16 protein-coding genes are annotated in these 25,205 nt (G+C 75.0%); 5 read left to right on the forward strand and 11 right to left on the reverse strand.

Going from position 1 to position 25,205, the window contains the following annotated elements; genetic code table 11:
* Nucleotides 1-6 precede the first annotated feature (6 nt).
* The 7 genes from ACFQ8E_RS16380 to ACFQ8E_RS16410 form a co-directional block, all read right to left on the reverse strand.
* Nucleotides 7-918, reverse strand: a complete 912-nt coding sequence (locus ACFQ8E_RS16380) for an amidohydrolase family protein (protein ID WP_430551630.1) — start codon at nt 916-918, stop codon at nt 7-9.
* Nucleotides 905-1,948, reverse strand: coding sequence for an aldo/keto reductase (locus tag ACFQ8E_RS16385; protein ID WP_430551631.1), 1,044 nt, complete (start codon nt 1,946-1,948; stop codon nt 905-907). Before ACFQ8E_RS16385 ends, ACFQ8E_RS16380 begins: the two co-directional genes overlap by 14 nt.
* Nucleotides 1,918-2,742 carry a ribonuclease activity regulator RraA gene (locus ACFQ8E_RS16390; RefSeq protein ID WP_430551632.1) on the reverse strand — a complete coding sequence of 275 codons (825 nt, stop codon included), beginning with the start codon at nt 2,740-2,742 and terminating at the stop codon, nt 1,918-1,920. The genes ACFQ8E_RS16385 and ACFQ8E_RS16390 overlap by 31 nt, the downstream gene beginning before the upstream one ends.
* Nucleotides 2,739-4,724, reverse strand: a complete 1,986-nt coding sequence (locus ACFQ8E_RS16395) for a hypothetical protein (protein ID WP_430551633.1) — start codon at nt 4,722-4,724, stop codon at nt 2,739-2,741. Before ACFQ8E_RS16395 ends, ACFQ8E_RS16390 begins: the two co-directional genes overlap by 4 nt.
* A gap of 7 nt (nt 4,725-4,731) precedes the next feature.
* Complete coding sequence (locus ACFQ8E_RS16400; RefSeq protein WP_430551634.1) at nt 4,732-5,661, reverse strand: carbohydrate ABC transporter permease; 930 nt, start codon at nt 5,659-5,661, stop codon at nt 4,732-4,734.
* The gene (locus ACFQ8E_RS16405; RefSeq protein ID WP_430551635.1) at nt 5,661-6,593 is read right to left on the reverse strand and encodes a carbohydrate ABC transporter permease; all 933 of its coding nucleotides are present in this window, start codon (nt 6,591-6,593) and stop codon (nt 5,661-5,663) included. Before ACFQ8E_RS16405 ends, ACFQ8E_RS16400 begins: the two co-directional genes overlap by 1 nt.
* Before the next feature lie 77 nt (nt 6,594-6,670).
* Nucleotides 6,671-7,933, reverse strand: coding sequence for an ABC transporter substrate-binding protein (locus ACFQ8E_RS16410; protein ID WP_430551636.1), 1,263 nt, complete (start codon nt 7,931-7,933; stop codon nt 6,671-6,673).
* 205 nt (nt 7,934-8,138) lie between these two features.
* Here ACFQ8E_RS16410 and ACFQ8E_RS16415 point away from each other — a divergent pair, with 205 nt between their 5' ends.
* Nucleotides 8,139-10,193 carry a cytochrome c oxidase assembly protein gene (locus ACFQ8E_RS16415; RefSeq protein WP_430551637.1) on the forward strand — a complete coding sequence of 685 codons (2,055 nt, stop codon included), beginning with the start codon at nt 8,139-8,141 and terminating at the stop codon, nt 10,191-10,193.
* A 47-nt stretch (nt 10,194-10,240) separates the two neighbouring features.
* Here ACFQ8E_RS16415 and ACFQ8E_RS16420 read toward each other — a convergent pair whose 3' ends face one another.
* Nucleotides 10,241-10,942 carry a pyridoxamine 5'-phosphate oxidase family protein gene (locus tag ACFQ8E_RS16420; RefSeq protein ID WP_430551638.1) on the reverse strand — a complete coding sequence of 234 codons (702 nt, stop codon included), beginning with the start codon at nt 10,940-10,942 and terminating at the stop codon, nt 10,241-10,243.
* 148 nt (nt 10,943-11,090) lie between these two features.
* Between ACFQ8E_RS16420 and ACFQ8E_RS16425 the strand changes: the two genes are divergently transcribed.
* A complete protein-coding gene (locus ACFQ8E_RS16425) occupies nt 11,091-12,428 on the forward strand; it encodes a PLP-dependent aminotransferase family protein (protein ID WP_430551639.1) in 1,338 nt (445 codons plus the stop codon).
* A 3-nt stretch (nt 12,429-12,431) separates the two neighbouring features.
* Here the strand turns inward: ACFQ8E_RS16425 and ACFQ8E_RS16430 are convergent, their stop codons facing one another.
* The gene (locus ACFQ8E_RS16430; protein WP_430551640.1) at nt 12,432-13,646 is read right to left on the reverse strand and encodes an FAD-dependent oxidoreductase; all 1,215 of its coding nucleotides are present in this window, start codon (nt 13,644-13,646) and stop codon (nt 12,432-12,434) included.
* A 141-nt stretch (nt 13,647-13,787) separates the two neighbouring features.
* Between ACFQ8E_RS16430 and ACFQ8E_RS16435 the strand changes: the two genes are divergently transcribed.
* Complete coding sequence (locus ACFQ8E_RS16435) at nt 13,788-15,899, forward strand: prolyl oligopeptidase family serine peptidase (RefSeq protein WP_430551641.1); 2,112 nt, start codon at nt 13,788-13,790, stop codon at nt 15,897-15,899.
* A gap of 7 nt (nt 15,900-15,906) precedes the next feature.
* On the opposite strand, the gene ACFQ8E_RS16440 is transcribed toward ACFQ8E_RS16435, so the two are convergent.
* The gene (locus tag ACFQ8E_RS16440) at nt 15,907-16,554 is read right to left on the reverse strand and encodes a TetR/AcrR family transcriptional regulator (protein WP_430551642.1); all 648 of its coding nucleotides are present in this window, start codon (nt 16,552-16,554) and stop codon (nt 15,907-15,909) included.
* Nucleotides 16,555-16,721: 167 nt separating this feature from the next.
* Between ACFQ8E_RS16440 and ACFQ8E_RS16445 the strand changes: the two genes are divergently transcribed.
* Both ACFQ8E_RS16445 and ACFQ8E_RS16450 read left to right on the forward strand, forming a co-directional pair.
* Complete coding sequence (locus tag ACFQ8E_RS16445; RefSeq protein ID WP_430551643.1) at nt 16,722-19,619, forward strand: efflux RND transporter permease subunit; 2,898 nt, start codon at nt 16,722-16,724, stop codon at nt 19,617-19,619.
* Entirely contained in the window at nt 19,616-21,934 is a 2,319-nt protein-coding gene (locus ACFQ8E_RS16450) for a YhgE/Pip family protein (protein WP_430551644.1), read from the forward strand. Before ACFQ8E_RS16445 ends, ACFQ8E_RS16450 begins: the two co-directional genes overlap by 4 nt.
* A gap of 18 nt (nt 21,935-21,952) precedes the next feature.
* Here ACFQ8E_RS16450 and ACFQ8E_RS16455 read toward each other — a convergent pair whose 3' ends face one another.
* On the reverse strand, nt 21,953-25,195 hold the full coding sequence (locus ACFQ8E_RS16455) for a VWA domain-containing protein (protein WP_430551645.1): 3,243 nt from the start codon (nt 25,193-25,195) through the stop codon (nt 21,953-21,955).
* Between the last annotated feature and the right edge of the window lie 10 nt (nt 25,196-25,205).

A 25,205-nucleotide genomic window follows, 5' to 3' on the forward strand; every position in this document is an offset into this window, starting at 1 on the left:
ACAACGTTAAAGGGGGCTGGCGGTCGGCGGGCACGTCGGGGCTGGCAGGCGATAGAGGCGCGCCGCCGTCCCGGACCAGACCGCCGTCGCCGCAGCGTCGTCGAGCGGGGGGAGGGCGGCGGCGGTGCGCTCGACGATCTGCGCGTACGAGGCGACCCGCGCGGACATCGGCCAGTCGCTGCCGAACAGCAGCCGCCCGGTGCCGAGCAGGTCGACGGCGGCCCGGGCGGCCGCGGCGACGCGGGCGGCGTCGTCGGTGGCGGGACAATGGAGGCCAGACAGCTTGGCGTGCGCGCGGGGGCGGGCGGCGACGGCGGCGAGGGCGTCGCGCCACGACGCGTCGGCGTCGCCCGTGCCGAGGCCGAGGTGGCAGACGACGAGGTCGAGGTGCGGGTGCCGCCCGGCCAGCGCGGCGACGGCCGGGAGCTGGTCCGGGCGCACCAGCGTCTCGAGCACGCGGCCCGACGCCGCGAGGCCTTCGCACAGCGCGTCCATCCCGGCGACGTCGGACAGGTCCGCCGCGCCGCCCGGGACGGCGAGCCGGATCCCTGCGACGGGGACGCCGTCGTCGAGCAGCGGCTGCGCCATGCCGGCCCAAGCGCCGGGGTCGTCGGGGCGGGCGTCGTACTGCAGCACGACCGGGCCGGGCAGCGGCCCGTGCCCCGCCGACTGCCGCGCGAGCCAGCGTGCCTCGCCCTCGGTGTCCGCGGCCTGCACGGCGACGGCGGCCCGGACGGGTACCGGCGACGTCGCGACGGCGCGGGCCAGGTCCTCCGGGCCGACGCCGGCGGGCAGATCCAGGTCGTCCCGGAACCACGAGATCCGCGACGCGGCCGTGTCCCACAGGTGCACGTGCGCGTCCACGACCCCGTTCACGCTCTCGCCGAACAGGCGGTTGACACCGTTATGCGGTGCCATGCGACCCGATAACGGTGTCAACCGCCTGTTCGGCAGAGCTCGCGATCGCGTCGAGCTCCGTCCACAGGCGGTCGGGGACGACGGCGTCGGCGGCGTCGGCGAAGACGTCCACCTCCGCGGGGGTGCGCGCGCCCACGACGACGGCCTCGACGCCGGGGACGAGCAGCGGCCAGCGGACGGCGGCGGTGGGCAGGTCGACCCCCTCGCGGTGGCACGCGGCGGCCATCCGCAGCGCCCGGTCCACCTGCTCCGGCGACGCCGGGTGATAGTCGAAGAACGGCGCCGCCACCGGGTCGGCGAGCACCCCGGAGTTGTAGACCCCCGCCGCGACGACGCCGACCCCGCGCTCGCGGGCGGCCGGGAGCAGGTCGTCCAGGGCGGTGCGGTCGAGCAGGGTCACCCGCCCGGCGGGCATGACGACGTCCAGCGCGCCGGCGGCCTCGCGGACCAGCCGCGCCACGGGCGCGTTCCGCCCCATCCCGACCCCCACGGCCCGCACGACGCCCTGGTCGCGCAGCTCGAGCATCGCGGGCAGGGCACCACGCAGCGCCTCGTCCACGTCGGCCGGGTCGTGCAGGTACAGCAGGTCGACGCGGTCGGTGCCGAGCCGCGCGAGGCTGCCCTCGAGCGACCGCAGCACGCCGTCGCGGCCGAGGTCGCCGACCGTCGTGCCGCCCGGGCCGCCGGTGCCGCCCGACGGGACGGGCGCGCCGTCGGCGTCGACGATCACGCGACCCACCTTGGTGGCGATGACGACGGAATCCCGGTCGACGCCGGCCAGGGCGTGCCCGAGCCGCAGCTCGCTGACGCCCTCGCCGTAGTGCGGCGCCGTGTCGAAGAAGCGGAGGCCGCGCTCGAGCGCGCGGCCGACGGTCGCCTCGGCGTCGGCCTCGGCGACCGGCGTGAAGAGGTTGCCGATCGGCGCGCAGCCGAGGCCGAAGGACGACGCGGCGAGCGTCGCCGCGACGTCCCCGGCGGCGTCGGCCGCACCCGTCGAGGTCAGCGGGCGGAGCCCTGCGCGGAACGCCATGCCTCGAACTCCCCTCGGGTGTCGGGGGTCAGGGGGTAGTAGTCGCTCAGGCGGGCGCCCTCGTCGAGGCGACGCCGGCTGAAGACCTCCCACTCCTCGTGGTCCTGCGCGGACTCGACCACCTGGTCCGCCATCGCGCGCGGGACGATGACGGGGCCGTCGTCGTCCGCGACGACGAGGTCGCCCGGCATGCACAGCACGCCGCCGACGGCGACGGGCACGTCGTAGGCCCAGGGGAACAGCTCCGACTGCGAGGCGTAGTGCGGCGTGACGCCGGTCGACCACACGGGCAGGCCGAGGTCGGCGATCTTGCCCGAGTCGCGGATGCGGCCGTCGACGACCATGCCGGCGCCGCCCTTGCGCTGGAAGTAGCGCGCGAGGATGTCGCCCACGCAGCCCGAGAACCGGCTGCCGTACGCCTGGATCACGAGCACGTCGCCGGGCTGCACGGCCTCGAGCACGTGCCACAGGGCCGTGTGCCGCTCCACGTACTCCTGCTCGTCGCCGGCGGCCAGGTCCTCGCGCTGCGGCATGAACTGCAGCGTGAGCGCGGAGCCCACGACGCGGTACCCGGGCCTGAGCGGGCGCGGGCCCTCGACGAACGAGTGCCGGATGCCGAGGCCGTGCAGCTTCGCGCAGGCCGTCGCGGACGAGACCTGGCCGAGCCGCTCCAGCGTCTCGACGTCCGCGCGCTCGTAGGACCCGCCGCGCACGGGCAGCGTGATCTCGGGCCGCACGAGGCCGGCGCCGGGGTCGGTGGGCACGGTGTCGACGGGCGCGAGGGCTTCGGTCATGGTCGGGCTCCTTCGTGGTGCAGGCGGTGCTGGTGGCGCGGCTGCTGGTGGCGCGGCGCGCTGCCGGCGGGTGCGGTGAGCAGGACGACGTCGGCGCGGTGGCTCGGCGGCAGCTCGACGAGCAGGTCGGGCGCGTCCAGCGGGAGGGTCGCGGCGGTCCGGGTGCCGGCGCGGCCGGCCGACGCCGTGGACGGGCCGGGCCAGACGCCGCCGTCCTCGCCGCGCGTGACGACGCCCGTCAGGCGCTCCTCGCCGAACCGCGACGGCCGCACGCGCACGCGCCGGGCGTGCGTGGGGGACAGGTTGACGAGGCTGAGCTCGACGCGGCCCGTGCCGTCCGCGTCGCGGTCGAGGCCGGAGACGAGCGCCGCGACGTCCGGCGACAGGCCGGGGCGGCCGCGGTCGGCGTCGGTGTAGGCCACGGCGGCGAACGGCAGCCCGCCGTTGTACAGCGTCTGCGGGGTGCCGGTGATCAGCTGCCCGAGCACCTCCGTGACGACCGGGTTGGCGCGCTGCCAGAAGTGCAGGTGCACGGTCTCGGGGTCCACGGGCTCGGCGTCCATCACGGCGACGCGGCGGGCGAGCTGGCCCAGTGCCATCGACAGCGCGCGCTCCGGATAGTCCGGCAGCGAACCGTCGAGGAACGCGAGCCACGGCCCCTCGTGCCCGGCCTCCACCTTGTCGCGGAACGGTCGGACCTCGTCGGAGCCGGGGATGCCGTCGAGCACCCGGTCCAGGCGCTTGCGGTCGGCGTCGTCGCGCGTCCACCACCACAGCCAGGTGGGCAGGTCGAGCTGGAGCGGGCCGAAGTCGAACCAGCCGTCGGCGCCGAACCGGTACGGCACGAGCGTGGCCGGCTCGGCGGCGTGCGGGCCCAGCCGCTCCAGCCAGCTGCCGCGCAGGCTGAACGGGGTCTCGGTGACGGGCGCGGTGATCGCGTGGTCCAGCGCCGTGTCGAGCATGGTGCGCACGAGGTCGAGCGGCCCGTCGTCGCGTGCCCCGGAGGCCCCCGAGACGAACGACGCGTTGATCGCGCCGATCAGCGTGCTCATGCCGACCGAGTGCAGGCCGTGCGGCCAGGTCCAGCCGTAGTGGCCGCCGTACCAGGCGCCGTCGTGCAGGCCGCCGACGACGCCGTCGGGCGCGACGTTGTCCGGCATGAGGCCGCCCGCCGCGGCGGCGCGCTCGCGCCAGCCGTCGACGTACCGCGCCACCCACGCGGCGGACGCGGCGTCGCCGTCGTACAGCCAGCGGTTGACCATGAGGGACGTCGCGGCGAGGTTGACCGCGGTGTCACCCGCCGCCCGGCGCTGGAGCTCGTCGCCCATGAGCCGGGCGTGCGCCGGGTCCTCCAGGTCGGACCACCGCGTGATCCCCGGCAGCCCGTGCAGCGGCAGGCCGTACGCCTCCATGTAGTCCAGCGACGCCGGGTACGTGAGCCACTCGGTGCCCAGCCCGGGCAGCGGGCCCCGCGCGCCGTTGTGCGGCGCGGTGACGATGTTGCGGGCCGGGTCGTAGTTGCCGTGCGCCGGGTCCGTGTACAGGGCGGCGAACCGGCGGGCGCGCTCGGCGAAGCGGTCGTCGCCCGGGTCGGCGGCGCACAGGCCGTAGAAGAACAGCAGCGACTCGCCCTGGTGGAACCAGTCGTACCCGTTCTCGTACTCGCCGGTGAGCATGCCGCCCTCGGTGAGCTGCGCCGTCACGCCCTCGAAGTGGTGCTTCGCGGCGGCGAGCACCTCGTCGCTGCCGCCCAGGGCGTAGAACGCGGGCCAGTTGAAGAACGGCTCGTACAGGTCGTCCACGCCGTCGCGGTGCTCGAAGCCGCCCGCGTGCAGGATGCGGCCGTCGGGCCCGGTGTACCGCGCGGAGAACAGGCGCCAGGCCTCCTCCGTCGCGTCGAACAGGCGGCGCTCGAGCACGGCCCAGGGGGGGACCTCGTGCAGCGGCGTCGTGGGGACGCGGGGGTCGGTCGTCTCGCTCATGTCGGCCTCAGCCCTTCGTCGCGCCGGCGACCAGGCCGCCGATGATGTGCCGCTGCATGAGGACGAAGAACAGGATCGCCGGGCTCACCGCCAGCAGCAGGGTCGGGAAGACGGTCGTGTAGTCGGTGGAGAACTCGCCCACCGCCGCGTACACGCCCGTCGTCACGGTGTAGATGCCGGAGCTCGGGCCCAGGATGATCTGCGGGCTGACGAAGTCGTTCCAGACGCTGATGGAGTTCAGCACGACGATCGTCGCGACGACCGGCTTCATGATCGGGAAGATGCACGACCAGAACGCCCGGATCTTGCCGGCCCCGTCCAGCGCGGCCGCCTCGTCGATGTCGCGCGGCACGGTGCGCAGGTAGGCGGCGAACAGGAAGATCGTCACGGGCAGCGTCGCCGCCGTCTCGAACAGGATGAAGCCCGGGATCGTGTTGATGAGCCCGAGCACCCGCAGCACGAAGACGACGGGGATCAGCGTCACCTGGCCCGGGATGAACAGGCCGGACACGAAGAGCAGCAGCAGGCCCAGGTGCCACTTCGACCGGCCGCGCGCGATGACGTACGCGACGGGCGCGGCGAGCGCGATGCCGCACAGGTTCACCAGCGCCACGAACAGCAGCGTGATGCCGTAGGCCTTCACCACGTTGAACTTCTCGCTGGTGAGCGCGGCCTGCAGGTACTCCAGGCTGAACGTGTCCGGGGTGATCGCCAGCGGCGAGGAGATGATCGCGTCCTGCGGCTTGAAGGCGTTGATCACCATGATGTACAGCGGCACGAGCATCACCAGCGCGCCGAGGCCCAGCACCACCCACTTGAGGATCGTGCCCGCGCCCGGGGCGGGCCGGCGTCGGGACCGCGACGTCGGGCGCGGCGCGCTCGGCGCCGGGGCCGACGGCGGGCTCACGGGGGTCGTCGGGTGCGTCGTCGTCGCCATCAGTCGGCCACCTTCTTCTCCGCGCCGCGCCGGGCGAACGTGACCGCGAGGCCCAGCACGGCGGTGACGAGCAGCAGGACCACGGACTGCGCCGCGCCGAAGCCGAGCTCCGAGTTCGCGAACGAGTCCCGCAGGATCTGGTACACGATCGTCTGGGTGGACCCGGCGGGGCCGCCGTCGGTCAGCGCCAGCACGATGTCGTAGACCTTGAGCAGCCCCACCAGCGTGAGCACGAGGTTCACGGTGAACACGGGGGCGATGAGCGGCAGCGTCACGTTGCGGAACTGCTGCCACTTGGAGGCGCCGTCCACGGTGGCGGCCTCGTAGTACTCGGTGGGCACGGACTTGATGCCCGCGAGGAACAGGATCATGTTGAAGCCGAAGTGCGACCACACGATCGTGAGGATCACGCTCGCCTTCGCGAACGCGACCTCGGTGAGGAACGGCACCGGCCCGACGCCGAGGTGCCCCAGCAGGCCGTTCACCGCGCCCTCGGGGGAGAGCATCGCCGACCACAGGAACCCGATGATCAGCGCGCTGATGATGTACGGGTAGAAGAAGATCGTGCGCAGCAGCGTGTTCGCGCGGCCGTTGCCGGCGATCAGCGCGGCGATGAACAGCCCGACGCCGTTGCACAGGACCGTGCCGCAGAACGCGACGACCGCGGTGAAGACCGCCGCGTCCACGGTGCGGGGGTTGCGGAAGGCCTCCGCGTAGTTCTCGAAGCCGATGAACGTGAAGTTCAGGCTGTAGCCGTTCCAGTCGGTCAGGCTCAGCACGAACGCCAGGACCATCGGCACGATGAACATCGCCAGGAAGACGAGGACGGCGGGGCCGCCCATGACGATGCCGGGCAGGCGGTCGCGCCACACGCGCGCCGCGGGGCGTCGGCGCACGGGCGGGACCGTGCGCGTCGCGGTGAGGGTTGCCATCGCAGGGCCTTCCATGGGTGGTGCGGGCCCGGGCGCGGCGGCGTCGCCGCGCCCGGGCGGGTGGGGTGCGGTCGGCGTCAGCCGATCGTCGAGGCGAACCAGCCGTCCATCGCGGTGTCGACCTTGTCGGGGGCGGTGCCGCCGATCAGGGCCTGCGTCTGCGCGTTGATCTCGTCCGAGTAGCCGGTGGGCAGCGTGCGCTCGCCGTAGCCCTGGCCGGTCGGCGTGTACGCCTCGGCGGGCGTGTCCGCCACGATCTGCAGCAGCTCCTTGCCCAGGTCGTCCATCTCGTACTCGTAGCCGTCGCGGAAGTTGCCGTCGACCTCGAGCTGGCTGGCGACGGCGTCCTGGTCGGTGACGAGGAACTCGACGAGCTTCGCCGCCGCGTCCTGGCTCTCGCTCGCCTTGAGGATCGAGTACGGGCTGGCGATGTTCGCGCCCATGGCCGGGCTGGCGACGCCGTCGACGGCGGGGGCGCGGAAGACGCCGATCTCGGCCTTCTCCTCCGCCTTCGCCTCGGTGCCGGCGAACCAGCTGCCCATCGGGTAGATCGCGCTCTTGCCGGAGAGGAAGGCCTGCTCGGCGTCGGGGTACTTGATGCCCAGCGCGTCCTTGGGGACGTAGCCCTTCGCCACCCAGTCGGCGTAGGTGGCGACTGCGTCGCCGTACGTGTCGGAGAAGGTGGCCTCGCCCGCGCTCATCCGGGCGAACCACTCCGGGTCCTGGCCGATGACGGACGGGAGGCCGAGCGTCTGCAGCGAGTGGCTGGTCGCCCAGTCGCCGCTGGTCTGGATCGGGGTCCAGCCCGCGTCCTTGAGCTTGCCGAGCGCGGCGGTGAGCTCGTCGACGGTGGTCGGGACCTCGGCGATCCCGGCCTCCTCGAACGCGGTCTTGTTGTAGAACCACAGGCTCTGCAGCTGGAAGCCGATGCCGGCCATGTAGTACTTGCCGTCGATCGAGTACTGGTCCGCGAGCGGGCCGGACGTCGCCCAGTCGTACTGGGACAGGTCCACCAGCTCGGGGGCGAGGTCGGTGGTCGGGGGCAGCGACTGCACGACGTCGGGCGCGTCGCCCGCGGTGAGGAGGCGGGGGAGCGCGGCGGTCACGCCCTCGGCGCCCGGGTTCTGGATGACGACGTCGACGTCGGGGTTCGCGTCCTCGAACGGCTTGACCAGCTCGTTCCAGTACTCCTCGGTGAGGTTCGGCGTGACGTTGACGAGCATGCTCACCTCGGTGGTGCCGCCGGAGCCGCCGTCGTCGTCGGAGCCGGCGCAGCCGGTGAGCGCGAGGGCGGCGACCGTGAGCGTGCCCACGCTCGCCAGGGTGCGGTGCTTGATCATCGTTGATCCTCTCGGGTTGCCGCCCGCCGGGGACGCTGCTTCGCGTCTCCGGGCGCTCGGGCTGACGACTGTGGATGACGTCCGGTGTGGAGGGACGTCTGGGACACTAATCGATAATCGTTGGAATGGGAAGAAGGTGCCCGGGACAGGTGATCTCACACCGGGGGCGTCCCGGGGCGCGGCCCGCCGCCCATAGGCTGGACGGGTGACCTCCGCAGCCCCCGCCGTGCAGCGGCCGGGCGGTACCCCGAGCGTGCCGCCGCGGCCCTGGTGGCTCGTCGCCGCCGGGCCCGCCGCCGTCCTCGCCGCCGTCCTCGCCGTGCTGTGCGGCGGAGCCTACTCGGGCGCGTTCCAGGCCCTCAGCGGCTTCACCGACCCGGGCGCGATCGTGCGCTACGGCCTGCCCGTGACGACCGTGCTCACGGAGCTGGGCGTCTCCGTGACGGTCGGCGCGCTCCTCGTCGCGGCGTGCCTGGTGCCGCCAGGCCGCACCCAGACGCGGGTGCTCACGACGGCCGGCGCCGCCAGCGCCGTGTGGGCCGTGGCCGCCGTCCTCCAGCTCGTGCTGCGGTACGCGAACATCTCCGGGACCTCGCCGGCCTCGCCGGCGTTCGGGCAGGGGCTCGCGCAGTTCGTCACCGACCTCGACCTCGGCCGGCTCTACCTCGCGATCATCGTGGTCGCCGCGCTCACGTCCGCGCTCGCGATGGCGGTCCGCGGGCCCGTCGGCGCGCTGTGGACGACGGTCCTGCCGCTCGCGGCCCTCGCCATGCAGTCCACGACCGGCCACGCGTCCGGCGCCGCGAACCACGAGCTCGCCGTCGGCGCGATGCTGCTGCACCTGGTCGGCGCCGCCGTGTGGGTGGGCGGCCTGGGCGCGCTGCTCGTGGCCGTGCTCACGCGGGAGGAGGGGCGCGACGAGGGTCGCACCGCCGCGGCCGCCGTCGCGCGCTTCTCCCCGGTCGCGGGGTGGTGCTTCGCCGCGGTGGGCCTCTCCGGCATCCTCAACGCGTGGCTCCGCATGGAGTCCTGGGGCGACCTGCTGACCCCGTACGGCGTGCTGCTGCTCGTCAAGGCGCTGCTCATGGTGGCGCTGGGCGGGTTCGGGTTCGCGCACCGGATGTGGGTCGTGGACCGGCTCGGCCGGGCCGGGTCCGCCGGCGCCGTCCGCCGTCTCTTCTGGCGGCTGCTCGCCGTCGAGCTGCTCGTCATCGGTGCCGTCTCCGGCGTCGCCGTGGCGCTCGGGTCCACCGCCCCGCCCGTCCCGGACGAGGTGCCGGTCGACGTCACCCCCGCCTTCCAGCTCACCGGCCAGGCGCTGCCGCCCGAGCCGACCATGGCCCGCTGGTTCACCGAGTGGAGCCTCGACCCGCTGCTGGCGTTCGCGTGCGTGGCGGGCCTGGTCGTCTACCTGCGCTGGGTGCTGCGGCTCGCGCGCCGGGGGGACAAGTGGCCCGTGGGGCGCACCGTGTCGTGGTGCCTGGGCATGGTCGTGATGTTCTGGGTGACCAGCGGCGGCCCTGCCGTGTACGGGCACGTGATCTTCAGCGGCCACATGGTGCAGCACATGATCCTCGCGATGCTGGTGCCGCTGTTCCTCGTGCTGGCCGCCCCGGTCACGCTGCTGCTGCGCGCCATCCCGGCCCGCAAGGACGGCAGCCGCGGGCCGCGCGAGTGGGTGCTCGGCCTGGTGCACTCCCGGTTCGGCCAGTTCATCGCCCGGCCCGTGGTGGCCGCGGTGCTCTTCGCCGGCGGCATGATCGCGTTCTACTACACGCCCGCGTTCGAGTTCGCGCTGCGCAACCACGCCGGGCACGTGTGGATGATCGTGCACTTCGCGCTCGTCGGCTACCTGTTCGCCAACGCGCTGGTGGGCGTCGACCCGGGCCCGAAGCGCCCGCCCTACCCGCAGCGGCTGCTGCTGCTCTTCGCGACGATGGCGTTCCACGCCTTCTTCGGCGTCGTGCTCACCTCCGGCACCTCGCTGCTCGTCGCCGACTGGTTCGGCAACATGGGCCGGCCGTGGGGCCTGCCCGCCATCGAGGACCAGCAGCGCGGCGGCGGCGTCGCGTGGGGCATCGGCGAGCTGCCGACGCTCGCGCTCGCCATCGCCGTCGCCGTGCAGTGGACGACGTCCGACGAGCGCGAGGCGCGCCGCCGCGACCGCAAGGCCGACCGCGACGGCGACGCCGAGCTCACCGCGTACAACGAGATGCTCGCCAAGATGGCGGACCGCGACGACACGACCCCGCCGAGGTAGTCCACGACCCCGCGAGGTAGCGCGGAGCTACCTCGCGGGCTTGCGAACTACCTCGCGGAGGACTGCACCACCTCGCGCGAGTCCGTCAAGAGCTCCACGTGCGCCGGGACCGGCTCGCGGGTGTCGGCGTCGGGGACGGCGGCGCCCACGACGCGCCGCACCGGCACGTGCCCGCCCCAGCCCCCGGCGGCGACGTCGGCCGGGTCGTCGACGGGCGCGCCGGCACGGGCCTTCATCGACGCCTCGCGCAGGGGCACGGCCAGCACCGCCGTCGCGGCGAGCTCCTTGCGGGAGGCGGGGCGCAGCGTCGCGGAGCGGCCCGGCGCCATGTGGTCGACGATCGCGTCCAGGGCGCGGGCGCGCTCGGCGTCGTCCGTGACGAGGCGTGCGGTGCCGATCACCACCGCCGACCGGTAGTTCATCGAGTGGTGGAAGCCGGACCGCGCCAGCACGAGGCCGTCGAGCTCGGTGACCGTGACGCAGACGGTCGCGTCGGTCGCCCCGGCCAGCCAGCGCGCTGCCACCGACCCGTGCACGTACAGGGTGCCGTCGTCGTCGGGGCCGTCGAGGTCGACGGCGTAGGCGCAGGGCAGCACGACCGGGTGCCGGTCCGCGCCCTCGCCGACGTCGACGCCGAGGTGGGCGACGAGCCCGTCGGCGAGCAGGGCGTGCAGCGAGGCCCGGTCGGCCACGGCACGGTTCCGGCCGCGCCGGACGGTGGACCTGGGGGTGGGGGAGAGGGCGTCCATGGCACTACCGTGAACCCTGGTTGGCCCGTCGTCACGAGCCATTCCTCGCACGTTTCGACAGGCCACTTTCGACAGGCCACTTTCGACAGGCCGCTTCCGGCAGGCCGCTTTCGGGGGCCGCTGTCGCCCGCCCAGGTCAGGAGTCCTGATGTCCGCGCTGCCCGTCCGCCTCGACCGCGGCGGCCGCGACCCGCTCGGCGCGCAGCTGTCCGCCCAGGTCCGCGACCTGGTCTCCCGCGGCACCCTGCGGCGCGGCGACCGGCTGCCCAGCACCCGTGCGCTCGCCGCGGACCTCGGCGTCGCCCGCTCGGTGGCCGAGCAGGCGTACGACCAGCTCGTGGCCGAGGGGTGGCTGACCGCACGCCGCGGCGCGGGCACCTTCGTCGCCGCCGACGCCGTGCCCCGTCCCACGACCGGACCGCGACGGGCCGCCGGGCCGGTCACCGGCCTCGTGCGCCTGAGCACGGGCGAGCCGTGGATAGACCCGCGCCACCGCGCGGGGTGGCGGCGGGCATGGCGGGAGGTGTCGGCGACCGCGCCGCCGCGGGGGTACGACGACCCGTGCGGTCTGCCCGACCTCCGGGCGGCGCTCGCGGAACGCCTCGGCCGGACCCGGGGCCTCGTCGTGGACGCCGACGAGGTGGTGGTCACCGCCGGGACCACGGCCGGGTTCCGGGACCTGCTCGGCGTGCTGCCCGCGGGTCCCGTGGGCATCGAGGACCCGGGCTACCGGGCCGCCGTCGCGACGGCGCACGCCGTGGGCCGCACCGTCGTCGACCTGCCCGCCGAGGCCCGCCACGACGAGGGCGCCCTGCGCGGGCTGGCCGCCGCGTACGTGACGCCGGCGCACCAGCACCCGTTGGGACGGGTGATGCCCGCCGACGACCGCCGCGCGCTGCTCGCCGCGTCGCGGGCCACGGGAGCCGTGGTGGTCGAGGACGACTACGACTCCGAGCTGCGGTACGACGTGGCCCCGGTGCCGGCGCTCGCGGCGCTCGGCCGGGACCGGGTCGCCTACCTCGGCACGGCGTCGAAGTCCGCGCCGCCCGGGCTGCGGATCGGGTGGCTGGTGCCGCCCCCGGCGATGCTCGACGACGTGGTGCGGCAGCGCGGCGTCGTGCACGACGTCGCGGCGTGGCCCACGCAGCGGGCCCTGCTGACGCTGCTGCGCGACGGCTGGCTCGACGCCGTCCTGCGCACCGCGCGCCGCGTGTACGCCGAGCGGGCGGCCCGCGTCGCCGCGGTGCTGGCGCCGCACGCCGCGCCGGCCGCGACGTCCGCCGGCATGTACTCGACGTGGCTGCTGCCGCAGGACGCCGCGCTGTCGGCCCGCGACGCCGCGCGGCGGGCGGGCTTCGACCTGCCCCTGCTGTCCGACCTGTGCCGCACCGCCGAGGTCACCGGCGTCGTCGTCGGGTTCGGCGGGGTGGACGACGCCGAGCTCGACCGCGCGCTCGCCGCGATCGGCGCGGGGCTGGGCGGCTGAGGACTACAGCAGGCCGTCGACGACCTTCGCCGCGAGGCCGAGCGCCGTCGTCGTGCCCAGCCCGTCCGCGACGGTCACGGTGGTGACGCCCGGTGCGGGGTCGGCGACGACGAACGGCGTGCCGGCGAACGGCCCGCGGCGCGGGCGGGGCACCGCCAGGTCGGGCACCGACCAGCGCCGCCGCACCTCGACGGGCCGCCCGAGCAGGGCCTCGGCCTCGCGCAGCAGCAGCGAGTCGGCGGTCTCCGACCGCTCGGGGTCGCGGTCGAGGCCGGCGCCGTCGCGGCGGTCGGCGTCCGTGCGACGGGCCTCGCCGAGGAGCAGCGTGTCGCCGTGCGGGGTGAACGCGAGGTGGACGCCGGCATCGAGCAGCTCCGGGGCGCTCGTGCGCAGCCGCTCGCGCACGTCCGCCAGCGCGGGGGAGTGCGCGGTGGCGGCGTCGCGCAGGAGGGTCGTGCCGCCCAGCACCGCGGGGCCGGCGGCGTCGTGCCGGCGGCCCGGCGTCGCCACCCGGAGCACCTGCCGCACGTCGGGCCGCAGCCCGGCGCGCGCCGCCTCGTCGGGGAAGAACCGGTCCAGGTCGGGTCCGACGGCGACCAGCACCCGGCGCGCCACGACCTCGCCGCGCGACGTGCGCACCAGCGTGCGCCCCGTGCCGGCCTCGAAGGTGAGCGCCGTCGTCGACCACGCGACGTCGGCGCGCGGCCGGGAGCCGAGCGCGGCGGCGAGCGCCCGGAGGGCGTCGCGCGGCTCGACCCGCAGGTCGAGCGGGAGGAACGCGCCGCCGACGACGTCGCCCGCGCTCGTCAGCCCGGCACGCCGGCCGGCCTGCGCGGCGTCGAGGAGCAGCGCGTCGCCGTCGCGGGCGGCCACGAGGTCGTCCAGCACGGCGAGCTCGTCCTCGGAGCGCGCCACGACGACGGCGCCCGTGTCCTTGACCCAGAAGCCGGCCTCCCGGCCGAGCTTCAGCCAGCGCTCGCGCGACGCCAGCGCGCACGACAGCGTCGCGGCGTCCTGCGTGGTGACGGCGACGTGGCCGCTGCGCCGGGCGGACGCGCCGTCGGGCCGCGGGTCGCGTTCCACCACCAGCACCGAGTGCCCGCGGGCGTGCGCCTCCAGGGCGTGCGCGAGCCCGACGATCCCCGCCCCGACGACGACCAGGTCAGCGGTGGCGGGCAGCGGCGGCAGGTGGGCGGCGCGGGGCGACGGCGGTCTCACGACCAGACCGTGCCCGATCGGGCATCGCCCGCTCAACCGCAGGAGGCGCCCCCGCGAACAAGTTCAGCGAACGTTCATCCGGTGTTCCCCGTGGCCGCCGCCCGACCGCCCGGGGGGCGCGGGCTGTGGTAGACCGGGCGCGTGAGCCAGGACGACGACGCCCCCACGCCCTTCGACGACCTCGACCGCTACCTGGAGCTCCCGCGGGTGGGAGGGCTCGCGCTGAGCCCGGACGGCACACGCCTCGTCACGACCGTCCAGACGCTCGACGCGAAGCGCACCGGCTGGACGACCGCCGTCTGGGAGGTGGATCCCGCCGGCGTCGCCCCGGCGAGGCGGCTGACGCGCAGCCGCAAGGGCGAGTCGTCGGCGGTGTTCGCGGCGTCGGGCGACGTGCTGTTCGCGTCGGCGCGGCCGGACCCGGACGCGGAGCAGGACGACGACGAGCCGAAGGCGGCGCTGTGGCTGCTGCCCGCGGGCGGCGGCGAGGCGCGGGTCGTCGCGACGGCTCCGGGCGGGGTCGGCGGGGTCCTCGCGGCCCGCGTGGCCGACGTCGTGTCGGTCTCCGCGCCGGTGCTGCCGGGCGCGGCGGGCCTCGCCGAGGACGCGGTGCTGCGCAAGGACCGCACGGACCGCAAGCTCTCGGCGATCCTGCACGCCGGCTACCCGGTGCGGCACTGGGACCACGACCTGGGCCCGGACGAGGAACGCCGGTTCGCGGGCTCGCTCGGCGGTGGCGACCGGCTCGAGCTGCGCCCGCTGACCGGCCCGGGGCGTCAGCTCGACGAGCACGAGGCCGACCTGACGGCCGACGGCACCACGCTCGTCACGACGTGGGGCGTGGCCGACCCCGGCGCGGCGCGGCGGGTCACGCTGGTCGCGGTCGACACGGCGTCGGGGGAGCGCCGGACGCTGGTGGACGACCCGGACGCGGACGCCTTCGCGCCGGCGGTGTCGCCGGACGGGCGGTGGGTCGCGTTCGGGTCCGAGACGATCACGACGCCGGAGCAGGCGCCCGAGGTGCGGCTCGGCCTGGTCCGGCTCGACGACCCGGACGGCGAGCTCGCCGGACCCGAGATCCTGGCCGACGACTGGGACCGCTGGCCCACGTCCGTCGCGTGGCTGCCCGACGGCTCGGGGCTGGTCGTGACCGCCGACGATGACGGCCGCGGCCCGGTGTTCCTGCTGACGTTCGGCGCGGGCGGCCCGGGCGGCCAGGAGGCGGTCACGGTGGAGCGCGTGACGAGCGACGACGCGTCGTTCAGCGACGTCCGCGTCGCTCCCGACGGCTCGGCGCTGTACGCGCTGCGCAGCAGCTATGCGGCACCGGCGGAGCCGGTGCGGGTCGATCTCGCCGCCTTCCTCGCGACCGGCGCCGCCGGCGGTCGCACCCCCGTCGCCGCCGACGCGCTGCGCGGGCCCGTGCCCGCCCCCGCCTTGCCGGGCACGCTCACCGAGGTCGAGACGACGACGGCGGACGGCGCGCGGGTGCGCGCCTGGCTCGCGCTGCCCGAGGGCGCCGGCGCGGACGCGCCCGCGCCGCTGCTGCTGTGGATCCACGGCGGCCCGTTGAGCACGTGGAGCGCCTGGAGCTGGCGCTGGAACCCGTGGCTGATGGTGGCCCGCGGGTACGCCGTCCTGCTGCCCGACCCGGCGCTGTCCACCGGGTACGGGCAGGACTTCGTGCAGCGCGGCTGGGGCGCCTGGGGCGGGGCGCCGTTCACCGACCTCATGGCGATCACCGACGCCGTCGAGGCCCTGCCGGAGGTGGACGAGAGCCGCACCGCCGCGATGGGCGGGTCGTTCGGCGGGTACATGGCGAACTGGGTGGCCGGGCACACCGACCGCTTCCGCGCGATCGTCACCCACGCCAGCCTGTGGGCGCTGGACCAGTTCGGCCCCACCACCGACCACGCCTACTACTGGCTGCGTGAGATGACGCCGGAGATGGCGGAGGCGAACAGCCCGCACCGGTCCGTCGCGGACATCCGGACCCCGATGCTCGTCGTGCACGGCGACAAGGACTACCGCGTGCCGATCGGCGAGGGGCTGCGGCTGTGGCGCGAGCTGCTCACCGACTCGGCGCTGCCCGCCGCCGCCGACGGGACCACCGTGCACCGGTTCCTGTACTTCCCGGACGAGAACCACTGGGTGCTCGCGCCGCAGCACGCGAAGGTCTGGTACCAGGTGGTGCTGGCGTTCCTGGGCGAGCACGTGCTGGACGAGGGGCCGGAGCTGCCCGCCTTCCTATAGCGGGCGGTCAGGCGGGGGTGACGATGAGGTCCACGAGGACCTCGAGCATGGCGCTCGCGTCCTTGCGGGCGGTGACGGCGGGCAGCATCGACGCCCGCTGGCCGGCCTCGTGGGCGCCCAGCAGCAGGTCGATGGCCACGTGGTCGTCGACGGCGAAACGCAGGCCGAGGGCGGCCATGACGCGGTTCAGCGCGGCGATCATCTCCCCGCGGAGCACCTGCTGCTGGTCCACGTAGCGCTGCGCGATCTGGGGGTCACGCAGGGCGAGCAGCTCGAACTCGAGCTCCATCACGCACCACGACGTCTTGGCGGCGGGGTCGGGCAGCACGGACGCGATGACCTCCCGCACGGTGGCGCGGAACCCCTCGGGCGTCTGCAGGGCCGCCGGGTCGACGGTGGTCACCGCGCGCTCGAGGGCGCCCAGGTGGCCGCGCGCCTCGCGCTCCGTGAGCGCGAGGAACAGCTCCTCCTTGCTCGCGAAGTTCGAGTAGAAGGCGCCGCGGGTGAAACCGGCCGCCTCGCACACCGCCTCGATCGACGCGGCCTGGACGCCCACCTGCGCGAACACCTGGAACGCGGCGTCGAGCAGGCGCTCGCGGGTGCGCTCGCGCCGGGGCGAGCGACCGGGGCCGACCGTAGCCTCGTCGGGAGTCACGCTCTCGGTGGTCAGGGGGTCCTCCTCGGGATGCTGCCGGTACCGGCACGGTGCGGGCGCCGCGCCCGGCCGGGCCCACTCTAGCCAATACAGCGACGTATCGGATACGTTCGTGCATCGGATACAGTGCCGTATCGAATCCCTGCTCCGTCGTCCCGGGAGAGCCTGTGTCCTCCGTCCTGTACTCCCTCGGCCGCTGGGCCGCCCGGGCCCGGCGGCTCGTCGTCATCGGCTGGGTGCTGGTGCTCGCCGTCGTCGGCGGAGCGGCCGGCCTGCTCTACCAGGGCTTCGACAACTCCGTGACCATCCCGGGCACCGAGTCGCAGGACGCGCTCGACAGCCTGTCCGCCACGTTCCCGCAGGTCAGCGGCTCCTCGGCGCAGATCATCGTCGTCGCCCCCGACGGTTCCACGATCGACGACGACGCGGTGCGCGGACCGATCACCGACACCGTCGACGACCTCGGCGAGCTCGACCAGGTCGCCGCCGTCACCTCCCCGTACGACGACCAGATGGCCGCGTCGGTCAACGACGACGACACCGCCACGCTGCTGACGATCCAGCTCGACGGCGACCAGTCCGTCATCACCGAGGACACCAAGGACGCGCTGCACACCGCGAGCGACGACCTCGCCGCCGCCCTGCCGGCGGGGTCGCAGACCAGCCTCGGCGGCGAGCTGTTCAGCGTCGAGTTCCCGGCCCTGAGCATCATCGAGGCGATCGGCGTCGTCGTCGCGCTCGTGGTCCTCATCATCACGCTCGGCTCGTTCGTCGCGGCCGGCCTGCCGCTGGTGAACGCGCTCATGGGCGTGGGCGTGTCGATGCTCCTGCTGCTCACCGCCACCGTGTTCGGCCCGATCAACTCGACGACGCCGATGCTCGGCCTCATGCTCGGCCTCGCGGTGGGCATCGACTACGCGCTGTTCATCGTGTCCCGGCACCGCGAGCAGCTCGCCGCCGGGCTCGAGGTGGACGAGTCGATCGCGCGCGCCACCGCGACGGCGGGCTCGGCCGTCATCTTCGCCGGCCTCACGGTGATGATCGCCCTGGTGGGCCTCGGCGTCGCCGGCATCCCCTTCCTCACCGTGATGGGCATCGCCGCCGCCGTGGCGGTCGGCATCGCGGTCCTCGTCTCGCTCACGCTGCTGCCCGCGCTGCTGTCCTTCTCCGGCGAACGGCTGCGGCCGCGTGCCCCGCGCGCCGCCCGCAAGCCGAAGGGGAAGGCCAAGCGCGCCGCCGCGCCGGCCGCGGGCGTCCACCGCAACCGGTTCTTCGACGGCTGGGTGCGAGGCGCCACCCGCTTCCCGGTCCTCACGATCGTGCTCGTCGTGGGCGCCATCGCCGCCCTCGCCTGGCCGGCCACGAACCTCCGCCTCGCGCTGCCCGACGCCGGCACGCTGCCGGAGGACAACAGCGCCCGCGTGACCTACGACCTGGTGGGCGAGGAGTTCGGCGAGGGCTTCAACGGCCCCCTGATCGTGACCGGCTCGATCGTCACCAGCAACGACCCCGTGAAGCTCATGGACGAGCTGGGCGACGAGATCGGCGACCTGCCCGGCGTCGCCGACGTGCCGCTCTCCACCCCCAACGAGACCGCCGACACCGGCATCGTCCAGGTGGTCCCGGAGGGCGGGCCGACGTCGCAGGAGACCAAGGACCTGGTCAACGAGATCCGCGACCAGCACGACCACTACCTCGACAAGTACGGCGTCGACCTGTCCGTCACCGGCTTCGCCGCGGTCGGCATCGACGTCTCGGACAAGCTCGGCGCCGCGCTGCTGCCGTTCGGCCTGGTCGTCGTGGGCCTGTCGCTCGTGCTGCTGACGATGGTGTTCCGCTCGATCTGGGTGCCGATCAAGGCCTCGCTCGGCTACCTGCTGTCCGTCGGGGCGGCCTTCGGCGTGGTGACGCTCGTGTTCGAGAACGGCGTCCTCGCCGACGCGCTCAACGTCACGAAGCTGGGCCCCGTCATCAGCTTCATGCCGATCATCCTCATGGGCGTGCTGTTCGGCCTGGCGATGGACTACGAGGTCTTCCTCGTGTCCCGCATCCGGGAGGACTACGTGCACGGCGGCGACGCCCGCCGCGCGGTGCGCTCGGGCTTCCTCGGCTCGGCCAAGGTGGTCACGGCCGCGGCGGTGATCATGTTCGCCGTCTTCGTCGCGTTCGTGCCCGAGGGCGACATGACGCTCAAACCCATCGCGCTCGGCCTCGCGGTCGGCGTGCTCGTGGACGCGTTCGTCGTGCGCATGACGCTCGTGCCCGCCGTGCTCCATCTCCTGGGCGACCGGGCCTGGCACATGCCGCGCTGGCTCGACCGCGTCCTGCCCACGTTCGACGTCGAGGGCGAGGGCCTCACCAAGGAGCTGCGGCTCGCGTCGTGGCCGGAGCCCGACGCCACGGACGCCGTCGCCGCGCGCGACCTCGAGGTCGCCGGGCCGGAGGGGAGCGACGCGCCCGTCGTGGGGCCGGTGAGCGTGCGGGTGCCCGACGGCGGCGCGCTGTGCGTGCACGGCGACGCCGCGGCCCCCGTGTCGGCGCTGCTGCTCGCCCTCGCCGGGCGCATGTCGCCCGACGCCGGGGCGGTCAAGGTGACCGGTCTGGTGCTGCCCGAGCGCGCGATGACGGTACGCGGCCGCGTCGCCGTCGTCGACGCCCTCGCCGAGCACGGTCGCCCCGCCGCGACGGTCGACGCCGCGGTGCGCGACGGCGCGCGGGTCGTGGTCGTGGACCGCACCGACGCCGTCGCCGACCGCCCGGCCCGCGAGGCGCTCGCCGCCGCGCTCGCCCGGGCGCAGCGCGGCGGGACGGCGGTGCTGCTCGGCGCCAGCGGCGTCGCCGCGACCGACCTGCTCGACGACGGCACCGGCCGCGAGGTCGCCGTGCTCGACGTCGGCGCCGGCTGGGGCGCGCCGAGCGTGCTCACCGGCGCGGACGTGCCCCCGCCCCCGCCCGCGCCCGCCGACGAGCACCACCCCGCGCCCGCGGAACCCGACCCCGCGGCCACCGACGAGATCGACGACCCCATCGAGGGTGACACCCACGTGCAGGAGGTGCGGGCATGACCGCCCCGACCATCGACACCCGGACGCGCCGCGACCCCTGGCGCATCGCCGCCGTCGCGCTGCTGCCGATCATGGTGCTCGGGCTGCTGCTCGCGGCGCTGTGGAACCCGCAGGACCGGCTGGACCAGGTGCCGGCCGCCATCGTCAACCTCGACGAGCCGGTCGAGGTCCAGGGGCAGACCGTGCCGCTGGGGCGCCAGCTCGCGTCCGGCCTGGTCAGCGGCGGCGAGACCGCCGACGGGGCCAAGGCCGCCCAGCCGGCCGAGGACGCCACGAACTTCGACTGGACGATCACCGACGAGGAGTCGGCCGCCGACGGGCTCGCGAACGGCACCTACGCCGCCGTCGTGACCATCCCGGAGGGCTTCTCCGCGGCCGCCACCTCGTACGGGAACGACGACCCGTCCGAGGCCCGCCAGGCCACCATCGACGTCAGCACCCCGCCCGGCGGCCGCGTGGCCGACGACGCGCTCGCCCGCGTGGTCGCCGCCACCGCCACGTCCGTCATGTCGAGCACGCTCACCGAGACCTACGTCGATAACGTGCTGGTCGGTTTCAACGAGCTGTCCGACGGCATCGGGCAGGCGCAGGACGGCGCCGTGCAGCTCGCCGACGGCGCGGGCCAGACGCAGGACGGCGCCGACCAGCTCGCGGACGGCGCGGGCCAGGTCGCCGACGGCGCGGGCGACCTCGCCTCGGGCGTGGGCGAGCTCGGCACCGGCGTGGACCAGCTCGCCTCCGGCGCGGACGACCTGGCCGGGGGCGCGGACCAGCTCGCCGGCGGCGTCTCGCAGAGCGCGTCGGGCGCGGACGGCATCGCGAGCGGGGTCGAGGACCTCGCCGCGGGGACGAAGGGGCTGGCCGCCGGCGCGAGGGACCTCTCCGACGGCCTCGCGCTGCTGTACGACGGCACCCCCGAGACACCCGGGGTCTCCGCGCTGCCGGAGCAGGCGCAGCAGCTGGCCGACGGGTCGGCGGGCGTCGCGGTCGGCGTCGACGGGCTGGTCGACAGCCTCACCGGCGCGGCCGGCACGGCCGACGACGCGCTGGCGGACCTGGCCGACCGGCTGGGCTGCGACGGCACGCCGGGGGAGCTGCTCCCGCCGGAGGTCGCGGACCTCCTGACTCCGCAGCAGCTCGAGGAGCTCGGCAAGGCTCTGGCCGGCCAGAGCGCCGACGCGTGCGCGCAGATCGAGGAGGCCCAGGCGGGCCTCGCCGTGCAGACGGACCAGCTCGGGCAGCTGCAGGACGGCGCCCGGCAGGTCGCGGACGGCAACCAGGCGATGGCGACCGGCCTCGGCGAGCTCGCCGGCGGCGTCGACGACCTGTCCGAGGGTGCCGACGGCCTGGCCGGCGGCATGGAGGAGACGGCGTCCGGCGCCGGTGACCTCGCGGCAGGTGCCCGGGGCCTCGCGAACGGGCTCGGCTCGCTGAGCACCGGCGCCTCCACCCTCGCGGGCGGCGCCGGGGAGCTCGCCACCGGCACGCAGGGGCTGGCCTCCGGCGTGGACGAGCTCGGGGGCGGCGCGAACCAGCTCGCGACCGGCACCGAGGGCATCGCCTCGGGCGCCGGTGACCTGGCGGGCGGCGTCGGGCAGCTCGCGTCGGGCGCGGACGACCTGGCCTCCGGGCTCGACGACGCGAAGGACCAGATCCCGACGTACACGGACGACGAGCGTCAGACGCTCGCGTCGGTGGTCGCAGAGCCCGTGGCGGCGCCGTCGGCGTCCGGCATCAGCACGGGGGCGTCGGGCCCGCTGTTCGCGGTCGTGGCGCTGTGGCTGGGGGCGCTGGCCCTCATGACGGTGTTCCCTCCGGTCATGGCGCGGGCCCTGGGCTCGACGCGTGACTCGGTGCGGCTGGCCCTGTCCGCGTTCTGGCTGCCGGCGGCCGTCGGGGCCGGGACGGGCGCGCTGATCGGCGTGATCCTCGCGGCGGTCGAGAAGCTCGACGCGGGGGGATGGGTCGGGTCGATCCTCGTGGGGGCGGTCGCGTCGGTGGCGTTCGTCGCCGTGCACCAGGGCTTCCTCGGCTGGCTCGGCAATCTGGGCCGCGGCATCAGCCTGCTGATCGCCGTCCTGCTCATCGCGACGGGCGTCGTCGCGACCGTGCCTGCCGCCCTGCAGGGGCTGGTCGACGCGCTGCCGATCGGTGCCGCGCGCGACGCCCTGACGGCGGTCGTGGTGCCCGCGGCCGGCGGTCTCGGGATGGGCGTGACCCTGCTCGTGCTGTGGGGGCTGGGCGGTCTCGCGCTGGCGGCCCTCGTCACCGCGCGGGGCCGGCGGCTCGGGGTACGGCGCCTGCTGCGCGCCTGATCCCGCGGGCGGCGGTCGTCAGGAGCGCGACCGCCGCACCACGAGCGTCACCGTCCCCGCCACGAGGAGCAGGACGGCGAGCAGCAGCAGGCCGCCGCCGAACCCGGTGACCGGCAGCGAGCCCCACGGTCCACCTGACGTGCCCGGACCGGCGTCTCCGCCGTCGCTCCCCGGGGCGCCCGGGCCCGCCGACGGGGGCGTCGTGGGCGCGGTGGTCGGCGTCGCCGACGGGCTGGGCGACGGCGACGGGCTGGCCGTCGGTGTCGGGGTCACCGAGGGCGTCGGGCTCGGCGAGGGGGTCGGTCCCGCGTCGTCGTCGTTCGCCACCGTGCAGGTCACGACCGTGCCTCCGGTGAGGGTCACCGTGTCGTCCTCGACGGCGAGCGGGTCGCCCTCGGCGGCGCACGTCCACCCGAGCGACGTGTAGCCCGCGGGCCCGTCCTCGGACAGCGCGTAGTCGCCGGGCGCCACCTCGGCCCCGGTGACCTCGTCCGCGCCCGTCACGCCCGTGACGGGCGTCGGGCCGTCGGCCGCCAGCGTCCAGTCCTCGGGCTCGGCCGTGCCGCCGTCGTCGTTGACGACCTCCTTGACGAGCGTCAGCCTCGCGCCCACGGCCCGGTTGGTGAGCAGGCAGTCCGCCGACTCCGGCCAGACGAGCTCGATCGTGAACAGCCGGTCCCCGACGCGGTCGCCGCCGTCGCTGATGCGGCACACCTGGTCGACCAGCTCGTAGCCGAGCGGCCCGTCCTCGGTGATGAGGTACTCGACCCCGGGTCGCAGGAAGACCTCGTCACCGGTGAGGGAGCCCGTGACCGTCTGGGGTCCGAGCCCCTCCGGGAGGTCGTCGCCGAGGGGCGTCGCGGTGAGCTCCCAGTCGCCGGGCACGGCCGTGCCGCCGAACGAGTCGTCCACCGCCTTGCGCAGGCGCAGCGGGGCCGTGTCGTTGTACGCCGTGCACTCCACGTGCGTGCCGAAGAACACCTGCACGCCGCCGTTGAGGCCGTCGGAGAAGCCGGGCACGGGGTTGCCGTCGGCGTCGATCTCCCGGCACACCCAGCTGCCGGACGAGCCCGGCCTCGGGGTGGCCGTCGGGTCGACGAACTGCGCGTACCGCGGGTCGCCGCCCGACTCCGTCAGCGTGTACAGGGTCTGCGGGATCACGTCGCCCTCGACGCCCGTGGTGCCGTTGAGCGCTTCGGCGCCGTCGGGGTCCAGGGCCGTGAGCGTCCACTGCTCCGGTGCGGCCGGGCCGCCGCCGCGCACCTCCTTGACCAGGGAGAGCTGCGTCGTGCACTCCACCTCGTTGGTCACCAGGAACGTGTTGACGCCCTCGTCGAGCGTGAACGACCCGCCGAGCTCCCCCTCCGCGCCGCCCGGGCCGGTGACCGAGCTGTCGGTCAGCGTGCAGAAGCGCGGCATGCCGGCGCCCGTCTCCCCGAGGGTCTCGTCGACGGTCACCTCGTCGCCCTCGGCGAACCCGGTGGTGCCGGCGCCGCCCCACGGCACGGAGGCGCCGTTCAGCAGCGCGCCGGCGGTCAGTTCGGCCGGCTGGGAGCCGTGCGGCACCGGGTCCGCGCCGTTGATCGACCACTGCTTGTCCACCACCACCGACGCGGGAGGCACCGGCGACTCGTTGTACACGGTGCAGGTGAGGACGGAGCCCTGGTCCACGTCGGCGGTGAACTCCGTCCCGTCGTCGCTGCTCTCCACCGGGACGACCTGCGGCTCGCCCGGCTGCGAGATGTCCCGGCAGACGGCGTTGTCGAGCGTGCCGTCGTCGTCGCCGTCCGTCGGGTGCGGGACGAAGCCGCCCTGCAGCGTCTCGGTGATGGTCACCGACCCCGAGCCGGTCTCGCCCGGGAAGCCGAACTGGAAGTTCACGCCGCCGGTCGCGTCGGTGACGGCGGTGGCGTCCCCCTCGGAGACGGCGTCCCCGTCGAAGGCGGCGTCGAAGGTCCAGCCCGGCATGAGCTCGGCCCCGGTGATGTCGCCGTCGGGCGTGCCCGGCGGCACGACCTGCTTGACCACGCTGATCGACGGGGTGCAGCCGGCCAGCGCGATCGCCCGCAGCTCGGCCCCCGCCTGGGCGTAGTCGGTGGTGCGGAAGTAGTCGGAGCCCTCGACGGTGCCGGAGATGGCCACCAGGTTCTGCCGGCTGCCCTCGGCCGTCAACCCGTCGCCGACGCCGAACGCCACGACCCGGGTGCCGGCGGCCTTGAGGGCGTTCGCCGAGAAGATCCCCCGCTCGGTCTCGCGGAACCGGGTGTTGCTCCCGTTGCCCTGGCCGTTGCCCCACAGCGTCGGGTTCCCGTCGGTGAGGACGATGACCATGTCGTACTGGGCGGCCTCCGGCACCACCTGGTACAGGCCCTCGTCCCAGTTGGTGGCACCGCCGGCCGTGTACCCGTTGATCGAGGCGGTGAGCGCGGCGGCGTTGGTCGCGCTGGAGACGGGGGTGCGCGGCACGTTCGCGTTGTTGCTCGTGTTGGCGGGGGCGGTGTTCGCGAACGTGTACAGGCCCATCGTCGACGGCGTGCCCGTGAGCGCGCCGACGAACTGGGTCGCCGCCGCCTTGAGGGACGTGATCTGACCGGCCACGGAGCCGGACACGTCGGTGACCAGCGCGACGTCGATGCCGCACTGCTCGGGTGCCGGCGGGTTCGAGCGGGACGACTGCCAGACGCCGCCCGAGGCCGTCGGGCCCGCGCCGGTCGACACCATGAAAGGGGTGGTGCCCGGCGCGCCCGTGGAGGAGTACGTCACGCCCGCCTGCATGGCCGGGGTGAGGAAGCGGTACGGAAGGGACGTCATCGACGCGGTGGTGCCGGTGCCGAGCGCCGCGTTGGTCGTAAAGCCGGCGGGCGCGCCCGTCTGCTCGACGAGGAAGTACCGCCCGCGGTTGCCGCCGCTCCCGGTGGCCGTGTCCGTCTGCGGCACGACGAAGCTGCAGTCCCCGTCGGCGTCGGAGGTGCAGAAGCCCCAGTCGTCCGTGACGAGGTCGCCCGCGGCACCCGCCTGGTTGCTGTAGCGCAGCTGGAGCCCGACGCCGGGGAGGAGGGAGACCTCCGACGTCGACTGCCGGTCGGCGCCCGTCTTGACGGTGATGACCGACGTGGTCGTCGTGACCGGCGGCACCTCGGCACCCGCGAGCGGCGGGGCCGTGGCCCCGGCGACGAGCAGCCCGACGATCCCCAGGCTCGCGACCGCAGCGGCCACCCGCGAGGTCCGGCGGGTCCGTGCGGTCGTCACGTCGTGCGTCATGCGGCCTCTC

It is taken from the genome of Isoptericola sp. NPDC056573 (genome assembly GCF_042793335.1).
GTDB lineage: Bacteria > Actinomycetota > Actinomycetes > Actinomycetales > Cellulomonadaceae > Isoptericola.